17 protein-coding genes are annotated in these 19,429 nt (G+C 45.5%); 12 read left to right on the forward strand and 5 right to left on the reverse strand.

Annotated features, from left to right (window positions below):
• Positions 1 to 130: 130 nt before the first annotated feature.
• On the forward strand, positions 131 to 2,629 hold the full coding sequence (locus AB4307_RS00995) for a bifunctional diguanylate cyclase/phosphodiesterase (protein ID WP_017061017.1): 2,499 nt from the start codon (positions 131 to 133) through the stop codon (positions 2,627 to 2,629).
• 192 nt (positions 2,630 to 2,821) lie between these two features.
• Positions 2,822 to 5,308, forward strand: a complete 2,487-nt coding sequence (locus AB4307_RS01000; protein ID WP_372130816.1) for a bifunctional diguanylate cyclase/phosphodiesterase — start codon at positions 2,822 to 2,824, stop codon at positions 5,306 to 5,308.
• A 145-nt stretch (positions 5,309 to 5,453) separates the two neighbouring features.
• On the opposite strand, the gene AB4307_RS01005 is transcribed toward AB4307_RS01000, so the two are convergent.
• Positions 5,454 to 6,050 (reverse strand): tRNA-uridine aminocarboxypropyltransferase, encoded by a 597-nt coding sequence (locus tag AB4307_RS01005; RefSeq protein ID WP_372128523.1) that lies wholly within the window; start codon positions 6,048 to 6,050, stop codon positions 5,454 to 5,456.
• Between the two features lie 2 nt (positions 6,051 to 6,052).
• Positions 6,053 to 7,597, reverse strand: a complete 1,545-nt coding sequence (locus tag AB4307_RS01010) for a COG3650 family protein (protein WP_017061020.1) — start codon at positions 7,595 to 7,597, stop codon at positions 6,053 to 6,055.
• A gap of 39 nt (positions 7,598 to 7,636) precedes the next feature.
• Between AB4307_RS01010 and AB4307_RS01015 the strand changes: the two genes are divergently transcribed.
• On the forward strand, positions 7,637 to 8,104 hold the full coding sequence (locus AB4307_RS01015; protein WP_017061021.1) for an EVE domain-containing protein: 468 nt from the start codon (positions 7,637 to 7,639) through the stop codon (positions 8,102 to 8,104).
• A gap of 87 nt (positions 8,105 to 8,191) precedes the next feature.
• Here the strand turns inward: AB4307_RS01015 and AB4307_RS01020 are convergent, their stop codons facing one another.
• Positions 8,192 to 9,019, reverse strand: a complete 828-nt coding sequence (locus AB4307_RS01020) for a Cof-type HAD-IIB family hydrolase (RefSeq protein ID WP_017061022.1) — start codon at positions 9,017 to 9,019, stop codon at positions 8,192 to 8,194.
• Positions 9,020 to 9,201: 182 nt separating this feature from the next.
• A complete protein-coding gene (locus tag AB4307_RS01025; RefSeq protein WP_017063762.1) occupies positions 9,202 to 10,182 on the reverse strand; it encodes an alpha/beta fold hydrolase in 981 nt (326 codons plus the stop codon).
• Positions 10,183 to 10,263: 81 nt separating this feature from the next.
• On the opposite strand from AB4307_RS01025, the gene rhtB reads away from it, so the two are divergent.
• The 7 genes from rhtB to AB4307_RS01060 all read left to right on the forward strand — a co-directional run bounded on the left by rhtB (position 10,264) and on the right by AB4307_RS01060 (position 16,777).
• The gene (rhtB, locus tag AB4307_RS01030) at positions 10,264 to 10,881 is read left to right on the forward strand and encodes a homoserine/homoserine lactone efflux protein (protein WP_017061024.1); all 618 of its coding nucleotides are present in this window, start codon (positions 10,264 to 10,266) and stop codon (positions 10,879 to 10,881) included.
• 45 nt (positions 10,882 to 10,926) lie between these two features.
• Entirely contained in the window at positions 10,927 to 12,147 is a 1,221-nt protein-coding gene (cdgJ, locus tag AB4307_RS01035; protein ID WP_017061025.1) for a cyclic di-GMP phosphodiesterase CdgJ, read from the forward strand.
• Positions 12,148 to 12,246: 99 nt separating this feature from the next.
• Positions 12,247 to 12,588 (forward strand): metalloregulator ArsR/SmtB family transcription factor, encoded by a 342-nt coding sequence (locus AB4307_RS01040; RefSeq protein WP_017063763.1) that lies wholly within the window; start codon positions 12,247 to 12,249, stop codon positions 12,586 to 12,588.
• A 173-nt stretch (positions 12,589 to 12,761) separates the two neighbouring features.
• A complete protein-coding gene (locus AB4307_RS01045) occupies positions 12,762 to 13,763 on the forward strand; it encodes an ArsJ-associated glyceraldehyde-3-phosphate dehydrogenase (protein ID WP_372130818.1) in 1,002 nt (333 codons plus the stop codon).
• A gap of 22 nt (positions 13,764 to 13,785) precedes the next feature.
• Complete coding sequence (locus AB4307_RS01050) at positions 13,786 to 14,277, forward strand: cyclin-dependent kinase inhibitor 3 family protein (protein WP_017061028.1); 492 nt, start codon at positions 13,786 to 13,788, stop codon at positions 14,275 to 14,277.
• Positions 14,278 to 14,373: 96 nt separating this feature from the next.
• Positions 14,374 to 15,594 carry an organoarsenical effux MFS transporter ArsJ gene (arsJ, locus tag AB4307_RS01055; protein WP_280545178.1) on the forward strand — a complete coding sequence of 407 codons (1,221 nt, stop codon included), beginning with the start codon at positions 14,374 to 14,376 and terminating at the stop codon, positions 15,592 to 15,594.
• Positions 15,595 to 15,763: 169 nt separating this feature from the next.
• Positions 15,764 to 16,777 (forward strand): acyltransferase, encoded by a 1,014-nt coding sequence (locus tag AB4307_RS01060; protein WP_372130820.1) that lies wholly within the window; start codon positions 15,764 to 15,766, stop codon positions 16,775 to 16,777.
• Positions 16,778 to 16,846: 69 nt separating this feature from the next.
• Here the strand turns inward: AB4307_RS01060 and AB4307_RS01065 are convergent, their stop codons facing one another.
• Positions 16,847 to 17,176 carry a DUF2500 domain-containing protein gene (locus AB4307_RS01065; protein ID WP_004740515.1) on the reverse strand — a complete coding sequence of 110 codons (330 nt, stop codon included), beginning with the start codon at positions 17,174 to 17,176 and terminating at the stop codon, positions 16,847 to 16,849.
• Between the two features lie 243 nt (positions 17,177 to 17,419).
• Between AB4307_RS01065 and AB4307_RS01070 the strand changes: the two genes are divergently transcribed.
• Entirely contained in the window at positions 17,420 to 17,794 is a 375-nt protein-coding gene (locus tag AB4307_RS01070) for a hypothetical protein (RefSeq protein WP_017633159.1), read from the forward strand.
• 927 nt (positions 17,795 to 18,721) lie between these two features.
• A complete protein-coding gene (locus tag AB4307_RS01075; RefSeq protein ID WP_048613047.1) occupies positions 18,722 to 19,342 on the forward strand; it encodes a lysoplasmalogenase in 621 nt (206 codons plus the stop codon).
• The last annotated feature ends 87 nt before the right edge of the window (positions 19,343 to 19,429 follow it).

Here is a 19,429-nt window from a genome sequence, read left to right on the forward strand (position 1 = left end):
AATTGTTACATTAGTCGCCTATAAAAGCCTGATTAGGCTAGGATAATTGGCGACTACTTTTTATCGATTCATTTCAGTCATAGCAGTGGTTGCGGGTTGTTACTTCACTCGATTTTGAACAAGGGTTGGCATGCAAACATTTACATTTCTCGCAAATACTGAGGCGTTATTTAGAGCTCAATTTGATCAGCGAGAATGGTGTGACAGCAAACAGTACCTTATTCAAATTTTCTCAGCTCAATCTTCAGATCTAGCTCGTCAAATCGCGGGTGTTGCCCTCAATCGTTTAAATAATGCGACGCTAATTGGCCAGAGTGCTCGTCATGTTATCTGTGATAATTGCCTTGAAAGTGCATGCACCTTAGTCATCATCAGTGAGTTCAACGAAACCCATCTAACCTCTGCGGTCCAGCCTTTTTCCGGCAATCCAAATCAAGACAGCCAAGACTTAGCTTTTCAGCTGCGCCTTACAGAAGAAACCAAAACGGTCATCAGCTTGTGCGATCAGGTTGAAGGGCGTGATTATCCTATTTATAGCGCTTTTGAAAATTTGCCTTACGCCTTGCCGATAGCTGGTGGACTGTGCCATGAGAATGAATTTGGCCGTTGGGTTATGTATAACGAGCAAACCTACCAGCACGCCTGTGTTGCTGTGGCTCTGACTAACCCAAGATTGAAGGTTTGGTCGGACGCGTACTCTGAGTGGAACCCGATTGGGATGAAGCTACGAGTCACACACGCAATCGGAAATCGCTTATACGCATTGAACGACAAGCCGGCTATTGAAGTATTCAAACATTACCTTGCGGATGGCAAAGACCTTCCTTTTAGTCAACTGATGAGCTTTCCACTTTATCGAGAACTTGGCAGAAAGAAGGGTATCTCGACGCCGCTACGTATTAATGATGATGGCAGTATTGAGTTTGATAGCCCTTGGCATGTCGGTGAAGAGGCGCAGTTTTGTTATAACCACCCATCGCTCACTGCAGAAAAGGTGCACCACGGTGCCGAGATGCTAGCCATGCATCAGCCTGAATCGGTGATCATTTATAACTGCGTATCTCGACTTGAATTTATCGACAGTAAACTTGAGCTCAAGCCATTTGAAGGGATAGTGAATACATGTGGTGCCTACTGCATGGGGGAGCTATACCGTAATGAAGACCGCCAAGAGATACTGCACCACAGCTTGACTTATATCGCTATGCGCGAGTCTGACGAGATTAAAGAGTTTCATTGCGAAGACTTTCAGTGTGGCTCAACCGTGTCGCCATTGCTTAACCTAGTCAGAAATGCAGTCGCTGATCTCGACAGTATGAATACTCAGATGGAAAAGAAACTCCATCAACAAGCGCGTCGCTTAACCGAAAGCTATCGCATTGACTCGCGTACTGGTTTGCCGAACCGTATCGTACTGAAAGAGCGCCTCAATACGATTCTGTTCAGTGAACATCTGCTGACCTTAAAGCTAACCAACTTCCATCAGGTTAACGAGAAGTATGGTTATCAAGTGGGGGATCAGCTGCTACTCGATCTGTCTAATCACTTTATCGAGCGATTACAGCTTCGTGTGGTTAAAGAGCCTCGCGTGAAGGTAGAGCTATTCAGTATTGGTGTTGGAGAGTGGGCGATTATCTTCAATGCTAGTGTTGGTAGTACGAAAATAAAAGAAGGTTTCGTTGAGTTCGCCGATGACATCGAACACATAAATTTTGAGCCATATGGTTTGGCTGATATTGATTACCTGTCAGTTTCTCTGTGTGGCGGCTTTGCTAGTCGTTGTGACTTCTTAACCGACAGTGGTGACCAGATCTTATTGAAAGCGATCGAAGCTCGACGCTATGGAGTACGTAACAATACCCACATCACCAATGCTAAAGACATTCAGGTGAGTGAAGAAGATCGCAAAGAGCAACTAGGCTGGCTGAGCTGTGTAAGTCGTGCGATTTTAGATCAGAACATCATCACTTATTCCCAGCCAATTGTGGAGTCGGTTACGCACGAAATGATTGGCCAAGAGTGCTTGGTCAGAATCATGGAGTCAGACGGTACCATTGTGCCACCAGGTAAGTTCTTACCTATCATTGCCGACACGCACCTTTACACTCGCCTCAGCCGACACATGATTAAGAACACCATAGGTTATATGGCGGATAAGCAAAGCCCATTTTCTATCAACCTATCCCCGCAAGATTTGTTGAGCGACAAGACGCTTGAGGTGCTCGAGACCGCCATCAGTGCTATGAACGATCCCACTCGACTTGGCCTAGAGGTTCTCGAGTCTGAGCAGATTAAAGATTATGGTCGCATGATTGAGGTGTGTGATCACTTCCGTGCTCTCGGGGCGAGAATCATTGTTGATGACTTTGGCTCTGGTTACTCCAACATCGAGGAAATCATTAAGCTTGAGCCACAGATCATTAAGCTCGACGGTAGCTTGATTCGTAATATCGACAAAGATCAAAAACAAAGAAACATAGCCTCTCAGTTGATTCGTTTGTGCCAAGTGTTCAATGCCAAAACGGTCGCTGAATTTGTCCATAACCAACAGGTTTGTGAGATAGCAGAGCAAATGGGTGTCGATTATCTGCAGGGTTACTACTTCGGTGAGCCTAAGCGACTGTTTTAGCAGTTAAAGCTTCCCGCATTGTGTAACGACTGGCTATAAAAGTACTGCGCCGCCATTAATGACTGCTTTTTGGCGGAATGAATGATGTCTAACTAAGGTCACATTATTCATAACGCGATCGCAAGTATTCCGTGCAAGCCTTATCTATAATAAGCACAATAATAAATCATTAACGTAACGATTAATGTGAATATGCAGTCGACTTCTCTCCTGATACAAGACATTGAGCAAACCCAACGTGAATTGGAAAAGATAGATTTTCATCAACATGAAAGCCTACTGATTCAGGTGTTTTCGTCTTTCGAGAAAGGTTCTGTTTTGGCTGCCTGCCAAGTGATTCAATCGACTTTTCCCAATGCCAAATTGATTGGTTGCAGTGCTAACCACTACATTAGTCAAGGTGTCATCCTGCACCAAGGTCTTTATCTGATTGTTACCCGCTTTGACGCGATGTCTTACTCTTGTGGTGTTGTCGAATATAGCGAACAACCATTGCTCGATAGCCACGCTATGTGGCAACAGCTTGAGTGCAATGATAATACTCAAAGCATCATCTGTTTCGCAGACCGCTTGCAGATAAATAACCGAGATCTATTTTCAGCGTTTGAGCAGTCGATGTATTCATTACCGATCTGTGGCGGTGCATCGACCATCACAGATAATGGGCGATGGGTGATGTTAGACGGCATTTGCTATGAAAATGCCTATGTGATGTTGGCGCTGCACAGTGTTGAGCTCTCCATCGCTAAGGGTTACTACACTGAATGGAATCCGATTGGTCGAACTTTTCGAGTGACAGGTGCTCAAGAGAACCGGTTGTTGGAACTGGATGGGATGCCTGTTCGCGAACTCTACAATCGTTACCTCGCTGATGGCCTCGAAGTGCCTTTTGAGCAACTGCATAACTTTCCCTTGATGGTCGGTGACCCGAAAGAGCAAAACATTCACTTACCGCTCAAGGTAACGGAAAGTGGAGAGATAGAATTCAGCGGCCTGTTCCAAGTGGGCGATGAGGTCCGGTTTTGTTATGACCATCCATCACTGACCTTAGAGCAGATACGACTGGGCGTGCAGCAGATCGCCTCTCATAGGCCAGAACAGTTCTTCATTTACAACTGCACCTCTCGCATCGACTTTATCGATGGCAACCAAGAGGTAGAGGTTTTCCAAAAATTGGCCGACAGCTATGGCGTTTACTGCATGGGAGAACTTTATCAAGAGAATAGCCAACAGCGAATCTTGCACCATAGCCTCACTTACCTTGCGCTTAAAGAGGGTGAGGGTAAGGGTAAGGCAGTATTGCCATTAGAGACACAACCCGCTACCAATATATCCCCTCTGTTTTCATTGATCCGAAATGCACTGCTTGATGTCGATGATATGAATAACAGTATGGCGAGTAAGATTCAGCAGCAAGCCACTGCATTGACGGCAAGCTACCGAATTGATCTCCGTACTGGTTTACCCAATCGCAGTGTGTTGCGTGAGAAGCTGTCGAAAATGAGCAGTGACAGCCACTTGTTAGCTTTGAAGGTCACGACCTTTGGTCAGATCAATGAGAAGTATGGCTATCGAGTGGGTGACAAGCTTTTACATGATTTGAGTGAGTACTTTCAAAAGGCGCTGTGGCAGTTCTTTGATGAGGGTTGTCAGCTCTACAGTATCGGTATTGGTGAGTGGGCGGTGGTGTTTGATAGCTGGGCGAGCCAAGAACATATTCATCAGCGATTCTCGGAATTTGCCGATCAAACCGAGCATGTGAATTTTGAGCCTACCGGTTTACCCGATATTGATTACTTGTCGGTGTCTATCTGTGCGGGTATCGCCAGCCGTCGAGATTTCCCGACTACCTCTATTGATGACTTATTGTTGAAGGCGATTGATGCGAGGCGCAGCGCTGTCAGCCAGAACAAGCACCTAGTGAGCGCCAAGGCACTCATTCAATTGGAGAAGCATCGCCAAGAGCAACTTGGTTGGCTGTCGTGCGTGAGTCGCGCGGTGCTTAATCAGAATATTGTGGCGTGCTCTCAGCCCATAGTTTCAGCACACAGTCATCAGGTAGAGAGCTACGAGTGTTTGGTTCGAATTGAAGAGGACGGTCAGTTAATTGCACCGGGTAAGTTCTTGCCAATCATTGAAGGAACCCATCTCTATACACGCCTCAGTCGTCAGATGATAACGCGCACCTTCGATTTTATGAGTCAGCGAACCGATTCGTTCTCAATTAATTTAGCGCCACAAGATTTCAGCAATGAGAAAACCATTCTTCACCTTGAACAAGCGATCAAGAAAATCAGTCACCCACAGCGTATTGGCTTGGAGGTGTTAGAAACGGAACAAATTCAGGATTACGGTCGCTTGATTGAGGTGTGTAATCACTTCCGCGATCTTGGTGTGAATATTATTGTTGATGACTTTGGTTCGGGCTATTCGAACATTGATGAGATATTGAAGCTAGAACCACAGGTGATCAAGCTTGATGGCAGTTTGATTCGCAATATTGATAAAGATAAAAAGCAGCGCAAGATCGCTCAGCAGTTGGTGAGCTTATGCCAGATTCTGAATGCTAAGACGGTGGCGGAGTTCGTTCATAATGAGCAGGTGTGCCGTATTGCTGAAGACATGGGGGTCGATTACTTGCAAGGGTATTACTTTGGTCAACCTCAGCGTTTGTTTTGATGGAGCGAGCGTTTCACGTGAAACACTGGTTGGCTCAATAACGAAAATACGATGTAAAAAGGGTGAGCTTATGGCTCACCCTTTTTGTTTTTAGTGTCTGTCTCGTCCCGAAATGTGTTTTTACCTTCCCGCGCGCCTGCTTGGTCTATTTGAGGGCGTGGCCACACTTGTCGGCGTGGAACACTTTTAGATAATGCTGGTAGTAGTCATCAATGAGCTTGGCAGATTCACTTTCACCTAAAGATTTGAGTAACTCAATACCCACTTCACAAGTACACAAGTGGCCACTGTCTTGGTTGCGGCGCAAGGTGTATGAAGATTCGCTGGTAATATCGAGGTGAACTTGCGGAACGGCTTGTAACCACGAGCTCTTGTTAAGCATCTTCTTCGCTTCTTGCCATGTGCCATCCAAGATGATGAATAGTGGCTTACGGCTCTGGGCTTGGGTCATTACAGCTTGCTGGCACTCGACACTTTGATCACTTGGGAATAAAAGAAACGGTTGTCGTGTTTTATCGTCAAGCAGTGCGATGAGCTCCGCTGGTGGTGTTTTCCTTTGCCATACAATGGACTGACACTGATCAAGGGATTGCTGAAGCAGCTTCCCTGTATTGGTATCGCGTGACAGTTCATTCTCATGAGTGAGCAGTACAAGATCGATTTGGCTTGCGACACTAGGTATCAGGTGACAAATACATTGGTGAGTGAAGCTACAACCATGGCAAGCTTGTTGGTTACTCATGTTTACAACTTAACTCCACTTTGTGCGGGTGAGATACCATCAGCAAACAAAACCACGTCGCTGATATCAGCATCATCTGCAACTGGAGCGACACTTGGGTTTAGCGGGTAGCTGACACCAGAGTATGAAAGTGTGTGTTTCGCCGGTGTTGCACCGCCGCCACTGACATTGAAGATCAGATCCTGCCAGCCGTGGTTTTGCGATTTACCTAAGCGTATGTCGCCCTTAACCAGTGTCACTCGGCTATTGAAGCGCCAGTTATCTTGATGGTTTTCGAAAATTAGCAGTGTACAGCCACCAGAACCACACCAATCGAGTTGGGCGAACAGCTCTTCTTTACCGTCGCCGTTGAGGTCGTAGGTTAACCAGCGGTATTTAGTGTCGTCAGGTGAGCTGTTGTTGATCTTAAAGTATTCGCGGATCGCTTGGTCGACTTTTGGATCAAGTTGATCGCTGGAGTTCACCTGCTTTGCGGTTAGATCAACGTTAGTGGTGGTGTTTACTTGTGCTTGCGCACTCTTAGCTTCGAATAGCACCAGACCGCCATTGGCAATCGGATACACCACGTTGCCCACTTTCTCTTTTTCAGCGATTAGCTTGCCATTATCGAGTGTGAAGATGCGCTCGGAGATCAAATATTGTTGCTGGTGGCGAGTCATAACCACTTGTACCTGATTTTGGTTCAGTTGCTGCCAGAAGCCTTGTTCAACAATAGAAGGGTCTCCATTGCTGTATGAATAAGTCGTGATAGCACTGTGGTCATTGTTGAGTTCAAGGTTGATAGAGAACCCTGAGTTTTGCGTTGAGCTAGCGAAGTAGAGTCCGCTCCAGTCCAGCGTTGGATCTTGGTTAGAGACCGTCGCACAGCCATTGTAGTTACTGTCATTGAGGTTAAGCTTGGCATGCCATCCATAGATAGAATCGCTCATGCCGTCGCTACAGCTCTCTTTCGTAAGGTTGAGTTTGCCTTGTGCAGCTTTACCTTCTAATTGGTAGTCACGGCTGCTCGATGTGGTGCGGCTTGATTCAATATCGAGGGTCTGTGGCTGTTCGCCCATCTTGGTGTATTTCAGCTGGTCTTTATCGAAGGTTGCTGACCAGAAGGGTTCATTACCAAATACTCGTGTTGAGCGCAGCGGTTGGACGCAGCGATCTGGGTTCTCTGCGGTTAGGATGTTCACTTGGTCAACCACGAAACGCGCTGTGAAATCTGCGTTATAACCCGTTTGGCTCGGCACGGTTAGGTGACCAATCAGCTCGCCATATAAGGCTTGGTAAGGTCTCGTTGAGAGCCCTTGTGCTTCTAACGCTAACTCTGGAGATAAGTCTAACCAGTATTGTTGTTGGCTACCGCAAGGAGTGAAGGTTCGGCTTTCATGGCCAACCACCACCTGACCACGCATGATGAAGGTTTGCGGTTGAATGCTCAGTGGCTCATCCAAGTTTGCTGGGGGCTGTTCAGGTTGTTGCGGCGTATCAGGTGCCGTAACACAGCCTTGCAGAGCGAACGCGACTAGCCATGTCACTGGGTTTTTCATTACCTTCATGTTATATCTTCCTCGGAGCAACCGTTAATTGGATTTATTATGGCATATTGGTTATTTAAAACAGAACCCGACACCTTCTCTATTCAGACTCTTAGAGTACAAAAAACCTCTTGTTGGGAGGGTGTACGCAACTATCAGGCTCGAAACATGATGCGTGATGACGTCAAGCTTGGCGATCTGGTGATGATATACCACTCATCATGTAAAAAAGTTGGCGTAGCGGGGATCGCTAAAGTAACCAGAGAAGCCTACCCAGACCACTTTCAGTTCGACCCTGAGAGTGATTACTACGATCCTAAGTCTTCACCCGATAACCCACGCTGGATCATGGTGGATGTCGAGTTTGTGCGAGTGACTGAGCGCTTGATTCCTTTGGTTACGCTTAAAGCCATGCCTGAACTCTCCGAAATGCCCTTGGTGAAACGCGGTAATCGCTTATCGATCATGCCGGTTACCGAACAAGAGTGGCAGGCAATCTTAAGCAAAGAAGTGTTAGGTTCTCGATAGCGTTAGAGAGAGCTTTTTACGTAAGGTTCAAAAAAGGCAGCCAGTTGGCTGCCTTTTTATTTATTCAGATCTGTTCAACGAGCGAGATTAGAGCAGATGCTTTTCTAGGTAGTGAGCAACGGCATCGTCTGCGTTACTGCCAATCACTTCATTGTCAGGTAGTGCTTTCATCACTTTCTCATGTGATGTACCCATGATTAGACCTTTACCCGCCATAGCCAGCATTTCAGCGTCGTTCATGCCATCACCAAAGGCAACACAGTTATCCAGAGTCAGGTTTAGTGATTTTGCAACAGCGTCTAGAGCGTGGCCTTTAGAGACTTCAGCTGCCATCACTTCCAGACACCAAGGTGTAGAGAAGGCGATGTTCAGTTTGTCGCCAAAAGCATCTCTTAGCTTTTGTTCAAACGTGACGAGATATTCGTGGTCTTGTTCTGGATGTGTGAAGAAGACTTTCGCGATGCCTTCGCTTGGTGCGTTTTCAGCTTCAAAGCGCTTGTAGCTAAAGCCAGACTCACTGTGGAATTTAGCCAACATTTCATCTTCACGGTCTAGTAACCAATCTTCATTCTGGTACATGTGAATAAAGAGGTTTGGATCTTGGCGCACAATATCAATAACCGGTTGAACGAGCTCTTGAGGTACGTTTTGGCTATACATTAGCTGATCATTCTGGTCGTGTACGCGAGCACCGTTTGATGTGATCATGTAGGCCGGAATCCCTGCGATTTGACGAATCCCAGCTACATCGACGTGATGGCGACCCGTTGCGAAGATGAAGGTATAACCTTGGTCGTGTAATTTCTTAAGCGTTAGCTTGGTAAAGTCGCTTAGCTGATGGTTGGGAGCCAAAAGCGTACCATCTAAATCAGAAGCAACAATTTTCACGGAATCTTTTAGTGCAGGAATACTCATTTAACCCTCATTGCAAAATGCTTAACCAATATTGACGCTAGCCAGCGCTAGAATCGTTTTAACTACAATATCTCTAGGTAGAAATTGTATGCCAAATTCATGCAAGAAAAGAGGGCAAAGCTCACTTACTTCTCTTCCTCTTTAGCGCTTATTTTCTTGGTAGGTTGCTTAGCCTATTAGCTCTAGGCGAAAAACTGATTGATCGCATCCAGTGTTTGATTGCGATATTCATCCTGCTCAAACAACACCTCATGCCTAGAACCCTCAATCAACTTAAACTGACAATCAGAGTTGGTTTTCTTCAGCTTAGAGATGAACTTTACTTGAGCACTGTTACTGACAATCTTTTCATCCCCAGCTTGAATCAATAGCAGAGGGATCTTGATTTGACGAGTTTGTTGAATTGCTTGCTTGGCGGCCATTAACCCTTGCCACACCCAACGCGTGCTTGGTCCACCCACCTGCAAAGATGGAGACTCGTCATATAAGCGACGGAACCACTGATAGCGAACCTTACTGTGGCTCAGTAAGTTGTTTTCAAAAGGCTTCGAATAATATGCTTGCTGGCCCGGCGCGTAAGTTGGCTTGGCATAAAAAGCGGTAAGCACTTGTCCAACGATCATCGCGATAGGTTTCAGGTACCACTCGGTATTGATACCAAACATCGGAGCGCACAGAGTCACCTTATCAAACGGGTGGTCTGGATGGGTTTGTAGGTAGCGAGTGGCTATGGTGCTGCCCATTGAGTGTGCGAGCAGGTAGCGATTGGAATACTTACTGAGATCAAAACTGGCAATGACGTCAGACATGTCAGATGCATAATCATCAAACTCATGAATGTGACCAATGTCAGAGTCTGTTACCATACGTTCAGACTGGCCTTGACCTTGGTGGTCAAATGAATAAACGTCATAGCCTTGTTGATAAAAATCATAAAAGATTTCTTGGTATTTTTGGCAGCATTCGATACGGCCATTTGAAATCACAATAGCTTTGCTGTGCTTTTCTGAGGTGAGGCTGCACCAGTACAGTTTCTTTTTACCAGACGATGTTAAAAACCCCTCTTTTCTTTGTTGCCAAAGAGCGTTGATCGGGTGTTTAATCGCATGATCGAACTGAGGTTCTTGAGTGTAAGGGAAGGTGGCTTCGCTGTGGTTTTCCATGGGAAATTACCTGAACTGATGCGTGTGAGAGCTTTATTGCTACTAATGTTGTTAGATTAAAGAACTAGTAAGGAAATGCAAATGGATACTCATGTTTGGCTTGCTTATGTTGTCACAGCGATTTTGTTTAGCTTGGCTCCGGGCTCGGGTACCGTTAACTCAATCAGTAATGGGCTTAGCTATGGCACTAAAAAGTCACTCGCATCAATTGTTGGCTTACAGCTTGGTCTTGCGTTTCACATTATGCTGGTGGGCGCGGGTATCGGTGCACTCGTTGCTAAGTCTGCGTTGGCGTTCACCATCATTAAGTGGGTCGGCGTGGTGTACTTACTTTGGTTAGGTATTCAAAAGTGGCGTGATAGCTCGAGCCTAGTAGCATCTGAAGAAAGCTCTACTCTGTCGAGTGGCAAACTGCTGAGAAACGCTGTGCTTATCAACCTAACTAACCCGAAATCAATCGTGTTTTTGGTGGCTTTGTTTCCTCAGTTTATTGACCCTACACAACCTCAAGCACCTCAGTTATTAGTGCTAGGTGTGACGACAGTATTCATTGATAGCGTTGTTATGTTGGGTTACACCTCATTAGCGTCACAAATGGGACGTTTTATTCGCTCTGATCGCATAATGGGTAAGATAAATAAAATATTTGGTGGTATGTTCATGGGCTGCGGTGCTTTGCTAGCTGCCGCGAAAGCTTAGATTAAGCGACTGAGTTATAGTTAAACCAATCAGAGTTATCAAGAAATGACCGCTACATACGTTGCTCGACAACCTATCTTAAATCGCAAGAGGAATACACTCGGCTATGAGTTGTTATTTCGCGATGGAGAAAAGAATGCGTACCCAGCGCATATTGAGTCTAATCGAGCAACGTATCGTCTGATTGTTGAGAACTTCTTGTCTGTTGGTCTTAACCCTTCTATTCCATCTTCACGCTGCTTTATCAACTTCCCTTATCAAAGTTTGATTCGTCGACTGCCCTTAAGTTTGCCGAAAGATAAGGTGGTGGTAGAGATTCTGGAAACCTGTAAACCAACAGATGAATTGTTGGAAGCGGTTAAAGACCTTTACCAAGCGGGTTACATGATTGCCCTAGATGATTTTACTTCGACCCCAGAATGGGAACGTTTCCTTAAATACACGCATATCGTAAAGCTCGATATTATGCAGATGGGTTTGGATGAAGCGTGTGATTTGGTTAGGGCGCATCAAGGGAAAAAGTTTAGCTTTTTGGCGGAGCGCGTTGAGACCGAACAAGAATTCCAGCAAGCCAAAGAGGCTGGCTTTAAGTTTTTCCAAGGTTACTTTTTCAATAAACCGGAAATCATCAAGAGTAAATACATTAGCCCTGAGCAAGTGATTGCTATGGAGCTGTTTCAAGAAGTGTGTAAGCCCGATGTGGACTTTCAACGGGTGGAGAGCATTGTCGCGAAAGATGTGGCGCTCTCATATAAGCTGCTGCGTTTTGTGAATACTATGTCGCCGCGCCTTGAAGTTACCATCTCTTCTTTTCGTCAGGCTTTGGTATATCTAGGTCAAGAGAAACTGAAAATGTTTGTCTCGTTGGCGGTGGCGTCTTATGTCTCTGATAAGAAGCCAAAAGAGCTATATGGCTTATCGCTTCAGCGAGCTCAGTTCTGCCAACGTATGTCTCGTTATCAGGCATTTGAAGGGTACAGAGAACAGGCCTTTATGATTGGCTTATTCTCCTTGTTGGATGCTCTGTTGGACTTGTCGTTAGATAACTTAGTCGAGCAGTTGCCGCTGTGTAAAAGTATCAAGGTTGCTCTATTACGTAGAGAAGGGCCATATGGTACCTTGCTCGCACTTGAAGAGAGCTTTGAGCATGCCGATTGGCAACAGATTGATGAGCACTGCGCCGATTTAGGATTAAGCGTGGATCAGGTTAAAACGGAGCTTACTGAAGCGCGCCGTTGGAGCCATACCGTGACCAACAAGCTCTGATATTTCTTCGTTAAACTTTTATGACAATTGAAACGCACGCCTTGACGTGCGTTTTTTTACAACTAATATATGCGCATATCCATATATGAGTATGTAGTTATGCTTCCTCACCAATTTTTTAAATTACTGTCCGATGAAACGCGAGTGCGTTGCTTAATGTTGATAGTTCGCAATGAGTGCTTATCGGTTGGTGAGTTGACTCAGGCATTGCAAGAAAGTCAGCCAAAGGTTTCACGCCATCTTGCGCAGCTGCGTTCAAACGGTGTTTTGATTGATGTTCGCCAGGGGCAGTGGGTGTTTTACCGCCTGTCACAAGATTTACCAGGTTGGATGCTAAAGTTAATTGACGACCTTATTGCATCGAACTGTTTGAAAACTGAATACCAGCAAGATATTGAGCGCTTAGAGTCGATGAACTCACGCCCAGTATGTTGCGTTTAAATACATTAAAACTTAATGCCGAAATAGTTGTAGTTGCAGCTAGGCGACAAGTGAACTTATCCCTATGAGCATAGTGGCTCTATGTAATTAGGGCGGCCGGCGCTCCGGTAAGTGAACGTAGTCAACAACGCTGCGGCTTCAAATATGAAGGCAATTAACTGAGAGAACAGAAAATGACATTCAAAGTAGGTATTAATGGTTTTGGTCGTATCGGCCGTCTAGCACTTCGCGCAGCATTCGATTGGGATGAGCTAGAATTTGTTCAAATTAACGATGTTGCTGGCGACACAACAACACTGGCCCACCTTCTAGAATTTGATTCAGTTCAAGGTCGCTTTCACCACGAAGTAACTGCAGAAGGCGATGAGATGATCATTAATGGCCAGCGCATCAAGACCACACAAGAGCGCGACATCGATGCGATCGATTGGTCTGGCTGCGATGTGGTTATCGAAGCGACCGGCGTTCACCGTAAGACTTCTTTCCTAAACAAATACCTAGAGCAAGGCGTGAAGCGCGTTGTGGTATCGGCGCCAGTGAAAGAAGAAGGCATTGCAAACATCGTGGTTGGTGTGAACGACAATATCTTCGACCCTGCGGTACACAAAATCGTAACGGCAGCGTCTTGTACAACGAACTGTATCGCTCCTGTGGTTAAGGTAATCAACGAGAAGCTTGGTATCGAGAACGCAGCGTTCACCACTATTCACGATCTAACTAACACGCAAACTATTCTTGATGCGCCCCATAAAGACTTACGCCGTGCACGTGCATGTGGCATGAGCCTTATCCCAACAACAACGGGTAGCGCTAAGGCGATTGTTGAGATCTTCCCAGAGCTTGAAAACCGCATCAACGGCCACGCAGTTCGCGTACCTCTAGCGAATGCTTCTCTGACTGACATCATCTTCGAAGTGAAGCAAGACACCACGGTAGAAGAAGTTAACGCGATGCTGAAAGAAGCGTCTCAGAATGAACTAAAAGGCATTCTTGGCTTTGAAGAGCGTCCACTGGTTTCTATCGATTACAAAGGCGACCAACGCTCAACAATCGTGGATGCACTATCAACGATGTTGGTCGGTAAGCGCATGGTTAAGATTTACGCTTGGTACGACAACGAGATGGGTTACGCGACACGTACCGCTGAGCTAGTTCGTACCGTTGGCCTTGCTTAATTAAGAATCTGGAGAAGATATAATGATACATCCAACATGGCAACTAGACCTAGAGCAAGGTGCGCTAGTGCTTACTCCGTGCCCAGGCACAAAAGAAGCAACGCTTGATGCATCACTGGCTCAGCTAAAAGAGCAAGGCGTTGAAGCTATCGTGACAGCACTTGATGACCATGAGCTTGCAAGCAAAGACGTGGCGGCACTTGGTGAAAAAACACGTGCGTTAGGTATGCAATGGTTCCAGATCGAAATTGAAGACGACTGTGCACCGGGTGCTGGTTTTGCTGCGAAGTGGCAAGCAGCTAGCCCTGAGCTACATAACATCGTCGATAACGGCGGCAAGGTTGCAATGCATTGTATGGGCGGCTCTGGTCGCACTGGTTTGTTCGCAGCTCACCTACTGTTAGAAAAAGGCTGGGATTTGAGCAAGGTAGTTCAAGAGGTGCAGGCACTGCGTCCAGGTGCCTTCACTAAACCTATCCAGGTTGAATACATTAATGGCGTAGCGAATAGCTAATAGTCATCAGTGTTAGACAGGGAGCTTTTGGTCTCTGGAGTGTTGAACTTATCATGATCCAAAAGCTCTTTTTGTTTAGATTGCAGAGATAGCGTTATGTTTTCAAATCTAAGTAAGAGCGTTCGCCAATATATGTTGGTGACTTTCAACTACTGGAACTTCACCATTACTGATGGTGCACTTCGCATGCTGGTGGTTCTGTATTTTTACGACCTTGGCTACAGTTCACTAGAAATCGCCTCACTGTTCCTTTTCTATGAATTCTTTGGTGTGGTGACCAACCTAATCGGTGGCTGGTTAGGGGCGCGTCTTGGCCTCAACAAGACCATGAACATCGGGTTAGGGATGCAAGTCGTCGCCTTGGGTATGCTCGCGGTGCCAACGGCAATGCTGACCATTCCTTGGGTCATGGCGGCGCAAGCCTTGTCTGGTATCGCTAAAGACCTCAATAAGATGAGTGCCAAGAGTTCGATTAAGACTCTGGTTCCTGATGAACAACAAGGCGCGCTTTATAAGTGGATTGCGATTCTGACCGGATCTAAGAATGCGCTTAAAGGGGCAGGCTTCTTTATTGGTGGTTTGCTGCTTTCAACGATTGGCTTCCAATACGCTGTGCTTGCGATGGCAGCCGTGCTGACATTGGTGTTTATCGGCAGCTTGGTGAGCTTAGAAGCGGACATGGGCAAAGCGAAAACCAAGCCTAAGTTCAAACAGATCTTCTCTAAGTCTGAATCCATCAACATCCTATCCGCAGCACGTATGTTCCTGTTTGGCGCTCGTGATGTGTGGTTTGTGATTGCTTTGCCGATTTACCTAGGCAGCGTGTTTGGGTGGGATCACTCATGGGTGGGTGGCTTTTTAGCGGCTTGGACCATCGCATACGGCTTTGTGCAGGGCATTGCACCCAAGATTACTGGTAAAGCACAAGGCAAGGTGCCTGATGGACATGCAGCGCTATTATGGGCGGGGGCGTTGGCTATCGTGACTGCAGGTATTGCCTATGCGGTGCAAATTGGCTGGCAACCCGAGTTCGTTATTATCGGTGGCTTGATGGTGTTTGGTGCCATCTTTGCGGTGAATTCATCCCTGCACTCATACCTTATTGTGAGTTATGCGAAAGGTGATGGCGTTTCTCTTGATGTCGGTTTCTACTACATGGCAAACGCGATGGGCCGTTTGATTGGCACGATATTGTCGGGCTTGGTATTCCAAATGGCCGGTTTGTCTGCGTGTCTGTGGGTTTCCTTCGCATTCTTGGCGATAACGACGGTGATCTCTCTGCGTTTACCGAAAGTGCCGCAAATTTCAGCGGCATAAGCTTCAGCCACATGAGCCTCATTTGTGAGAGCTCAAGTCGCAGAAGCTAGAGTCGTATGAGCTAAATTCGCGATAAGCCTCTCCTTTAACACTAAGCTGACTTGGTATTTATTCCAGTCAGCTTTTTTATTGCTATAGTAGAATGATTGAATATTAATCAGGCATTTACATGAAGCAGCGAATTCTCTTTTTTGATTTAGCACGATGTGTTGCGGCCATAGCAGTTATCGCGATTCATGTTTTGGCTCCTTATCGCAATGAATTGGGCACTATTCCTTTCGGTGAGTGGCTGACCGCCATTACGGTGAACGGTTTCAGTCGTTGGGCGGTGCCGGTGTTCATCTTGATTACTGGTGCACTGATGCTCAGTGATCAGCGCCCGTTTGACGCCAAATACTACCTCAAGCGTCGTCTGGGCAAGGTACTGATCCCTTTCATTGTCTGGTCGCTTTTCTATACCTATCTGTCGGGTTGGTCGGCAATGGGCTTTGATGCCGACGTCAGTTGGGATGTGCTACTCAATAGCTACCATCATTACACCTATTACCACCTTGGTTTCTTCTATTACTTCATCCCGCTCTACTTTGTGATTCCGTTCTTGCAGATCATGGTCAGAAAGTTCGGTGATAGATCTGTCTATGCCTTTACGGTGGTCTGGTTGTTCACTACGTTATTGTTCTTATTGAAAATCGATGGCCCTTGGAGTCATGAGTTGTGGTTGTACACCGGTTACTTACCATTGGGTTACTTGCTGTATAAGATTGTGCCACTTAACAAGATGACCGTTGGCGTGAGTGTGTTACTGGGTGGGCTAGCGTTACTAACCGCGGTTTACATGGTGGTTGAGGCAAGCTTGGTAGCAGAAGAGTACACAGTAGGGCGTTGGTTATCTTACAAGACGCTGAATACCGTATTAGCGGCGAGCATGGTGTTCATGGTGTGTCGTTACTATGGTGAAGGGTTGTCTGAGAAGAGTAATCAAGTGGTTGGCTTTATCAGTAAGCACAGCTTAGGTATTTATCTGCTGCACCCAATTTTCTTATGGCCAATGAAAGAATTCGGTTGGTACCAAGGACACCCTGCTTGGGTTATTCCATTATGGATCGTGATCAGCGGAGCTGGCGCGTTATGGATGAGTTGGTTGGTGTCTAAGTCAGAGAAGACACGTTGGCTCTTGCCTTAGCGATACGCTAAGGCATTTCGATATTGGTTTGTTGCTGATTATCGATGAGGAAGGGATGAAGCGCTAAGGTTAGCGCTTCAACGCAAAGTGTAAGAATTTATCGCCTTGGTAGGTTAAAGTCCCTTTGTCACCAGGGTTAAGAGCGTGGAAGTAGTGAATGCCGACTTGGAATTCACGTTTCGGACCAACTACACCGCGTTGAACATAAATCCAATACTCTTGGTCTTCTTGACCTGGTTCTGCATCAGGAAGGTCGATGGATTGTTTATCTAATACCGTGACGTTCACTTTCTTTTCTGGTGCGTTCTCGCCTTGCATGTGTTTTCGATAAAAAACAAGAAATACCCAGGCCGCAAGACCTGCGAGTGCAAAGATGGCAAAAAAGAGTGAGTTAGGCATATAACCTCCATGTAGTCGTGATGGTTATTCTAGTCTTTCGGGCAATAGGGATATGTGTTTAAAGCCGCTATTCGTGAACTGCTGTAAGCAAAGCTGATTATTTTTCGGCTGATATCACATTTAATGGCCAGTTTGGGATAAAGCATTGTTATTTATTGTCTCTTTCTCACGTAAATAGCGATGATTTTGTATAAGAATAAGGAAATGCTCGACTAGAATTATAGTGTGGAGTGGGAGGCCAAGATGACCGACATTGAAAAAGTGGTGACAAGAACTCGCAATATAGAAAAATTATTGAGACTTCAATATCACGCTGAAGGCGAAGGATTGCACGAGCTTGTGACAAGCTGTGAAGAAAGGCTACCGCACGATATGGTAAGTAAGCTGCGTTATATCGCAACGTGTCGTAACAAGGTAGTCAATGAGCATGACGCTCAGTTGGAAGACCAACATAAGTTCATCATGATGTGTAACGACTGTGAGAAGGAGCTGACTCCACGTAGTGGTCGTTTTATCTGGCGAGTTGCGATCTTACTGATGATGGCAATGACTTTAGCTGCCGCAGGTTTCTATTATGCGAACTGGGATGTGCTAACACTGCATCTGTTTTCGAAGTGAAAAAATTGAACAAAAAAAGGGACGCTCATGGCGTCCCTTTTTTTATCTGTAACTTGCTTAGTACATCATCGGTAGTGTCATTAGACCTACAACTACCGCGATCATTACAAGTCCTTGTCTTTGCGAAGATGAAATCATAACACTACTCCTAAATTTGGTTGTCTCTCGCTATGTTTTAAAGAATAGCACTACTTATGGCCTTAGATCAAGAATTACTTTCGAAAGCTTTAAAAGTAGTAGAAAACTATGAGTTTTTGGCTTGTTTGGCAGTGTTTAACTGTGTTTTATGGTGTGTTCTTAATTTGTTCGTTGTGATTTATGTTTGTTCTAATTTGATTTAACTTGTTGTTTTGTAATGGTTGTTTTGTGTAATTTATATTGTTAAAGGTTGTTAAACTGTATTAATAGAGGTTGGTGGTGGCTAGGTTGGTTTTGGTTGATTTTTTAAGTTTTCGGCTTGGTTTTTGTGGCGGTTTTTACCTGGGGCTTGAAATAACCTGACAAAACTGGGCTTCAAAAAAGAAAACTGGCTACTTTACAAGTCTAGGCTTGGTTGGCGTTTTTATTTTCCTATTAATCTTAATTTTACTTGTTTAAGTTATTGTTATTATTCGATTTAAATGTATTTATTTTAATTTTTTAAGTGTGGTATTTGCCGGGATTAGGCCGGTTTTGGTGGGGCCGATAGGTTAGAATTGGCCAAAATTCAAGTATGGCGACTCTAATGCCAGTTTGAATGGGTTTTATGATGATTCGTTCTAGTTTTAAACGAATGGCCATTGTCATGGTGGTAATTGTTACGACTTCAATCTAAAGAGACTCTTTTTAGTGGAAGCGTAATCAAGATCCAATTTTGAGGGGCTGAGGCTTTACATCAACACTCGTGTGCCTAGACTGGCGACGATTTAAAGCAATAGGGCAAATGGTATGTGGAGTTGGTTGGCGGTTTCCTTGTCTGGTATCGGAGCAATAGCAGGAACGAAACATGGACATCTCGGTCAGGCCTTATCGTATAAGGTTTTTACCTATGTATTATTAGCGACCATTGCTTTAACTCAATCTGTCGTTGCTGATTTTACCTATTGGGTCGTTGCTGGGTTGGCGGTCTCTGCGATCGCAGATGTCTTGCATACTGTTACTCAAAAACGTCCACTGCATTTTGTTTGCTTCTTGTTAGCTCAGCTCTGTTACAGCAAAGCATTTTGGTTACAGCTATCAGGAGAAATGGTCTGGTGGTTGTTCGCGCTGCTGTTGGCGGCTTGTGTCGTTGCTTTCTTCTTGCTTCTGCCTCGTTTAGACAAACTCGTCTTTCCTGTGGTTATCATGGGTATCGTGCTTATTCAGCTTGCATGGGCTTCTGGTGAGCTCTGGTTGCTTGATCCTCAACTGTCGCATGCGGTGGGTTTTGCGGGTTGTGTCGTGTTGCTGCTTTCAGCATTGGCGTACGCGCTAAATTTTTATCGTAGCCCAATTAAGGGTGCCTACTTTTGGGTGACGGGCAGCTACTTTCTGGCGCACGCTCTCATTGTTGCTTCCCTTACAATTTAGGGTAGAGCTCGCTTAACTCTGAGCTACATCAAGGCAGCTCAGATGAAAGAAGGTACTCTACGTCTACTTCATTAAACATGAGATAGA

The organism is Vibrio sp. 10N.261.52.C2 (assembly GCF_041471425.1).
Taxonomy (GTDB): domain Bacteria; phylum Pseudomonadota; class Gammaproteobacteria; order Enterobacterales; family Vibrionaceae; genus Vibrio; species Vibrio crassostreae_C.

What these genes read in the sequence shown, in the direction of transcription:
- AB4307_RS00995 (WP_017061017.1), top strand. Translation starts at nt 131, where the DNA reads ATGCAAACATTTACATTTCTCGCAAATACTGAGGCGTTATTTAGAGCT.
- AB4307_RS01000 (WP_372130816.1), top strand. Translation starts at nt 2,822, where the DNA reads ATGCAGTCGACTTCTCTCCTGATACAAGACATTGAGCAAACCCAACGT.
- AB4307_RS01005 (WP_372128523.1), bottom strand. Translation starts at nt 6,050, where the DNA reads ATGAGTAACCAACAAGCTTGCCATGGTTGTAGCTTCACTCACCAATGT.
- AB4307_RS01010 (WP_017061020.1), bottom strand. Translation starts at nt 7,597, where the DNA reads ATGAAGGTAATGAAAAACCCAGTGACATGGCTAGTCGCGTTCGCTCTG.
- AB4307_RS01015 (WP_017061021.1), top strand. Translation starts at nt 7,637, where the DNA reads ATGGCATATTGGTTATTTAAAACAGAACCCGACACCTTCTCTATTCAG.
- AB4307_RS01020 (WP_017061022.1), bottom strand. Translation starts at nt 9,019, where the DNA reads ATGAGTATTCCTGCACTAAAAGATTCCGTGAAAATTGTTGCTTCTGAT.
- AB4307_RS01025 (WP_017063762.1), bottom strand. Translation starts at nt 10,182, where the DNA reads ATGGAAAACCACAGCGAAGCCACCTTCCCTTACACTCAAGAACCTCAG.
- rhtB (WP_017061024.1), top strand. Translation starts at nt 10,264, where the DNA reads ATGGATACTCATGTTTGGCTTGCTTATGTTGTCACAGCGATTTTGTTT.
- cdgJ (WP_017061025.1), top strand. Translation starts at nt 10,927, where the DNA reads ATGACCGCTACATACGTTGCTCGACAACCTATCTTAAATCGCAAGAGG.
- AB4307_RS01040 (WP_017063763.1), top strand. Translation starts at nt 12,247, where the DNA reads ATGCTTCCTCACCAATTTTTTAAATTACTGTCCGATGAAACGCGAGTG.
- AB4307_RS01045 (WP_372130818.1), top strand. Translation starts at nt 12,762, where the DNA reads ATGACATTCAAAGTAGGTATTAATGGTTTTGGTCGTATCGGCCGTCTA.
- AB4307_RS01050 (WP_017061028.1), top strand. Translation starts at nt 13,786, where the DNA reads ATGATACATCCAACATGGCAACTAGACCTAGAGCAAGGTGCGCTAGTG.
- arsJ (WP_280545178.1), top strand. Translation starts at nt 14,374, where the DNA reads ATGTTTTCAAATCTAAGTAAGAGCGTTCGCCAATATATGTTGGTGACT.
- AB4307_RS01060 (WP_372130820.1), top strand. Translation starts at nt 15,764, where the DNA reads ATGAAGCAGCGAATTCTCTTTTTTGATTTAGCACGATGTGTTGCGGCC.
- AB4307_RS01065 (WP_004740515.1), bottom strand. Translation starts at nt 17,176, where the DNA reads ATGCCTAACTCACTCTTTTTTGCCATCTTTGCACTCGCAGGTCTTGCG.
- AB4307_RS01070 (WP_017633159.1), top strand. Translation starts at nt 17,420, where the DNA reads ATGACCGACATTGAAAAAGTGGTGACAAGAACTCGCAATATAGAAAAA.
- AB4307_RS01075 (WP_048613047.1), top strand. Translation starts at nt 18,722, where the DNA reads ATGTGGAGTTGGTTGGCGGTTTCCTTGTCTGGTATCGGAGCAATAGCA.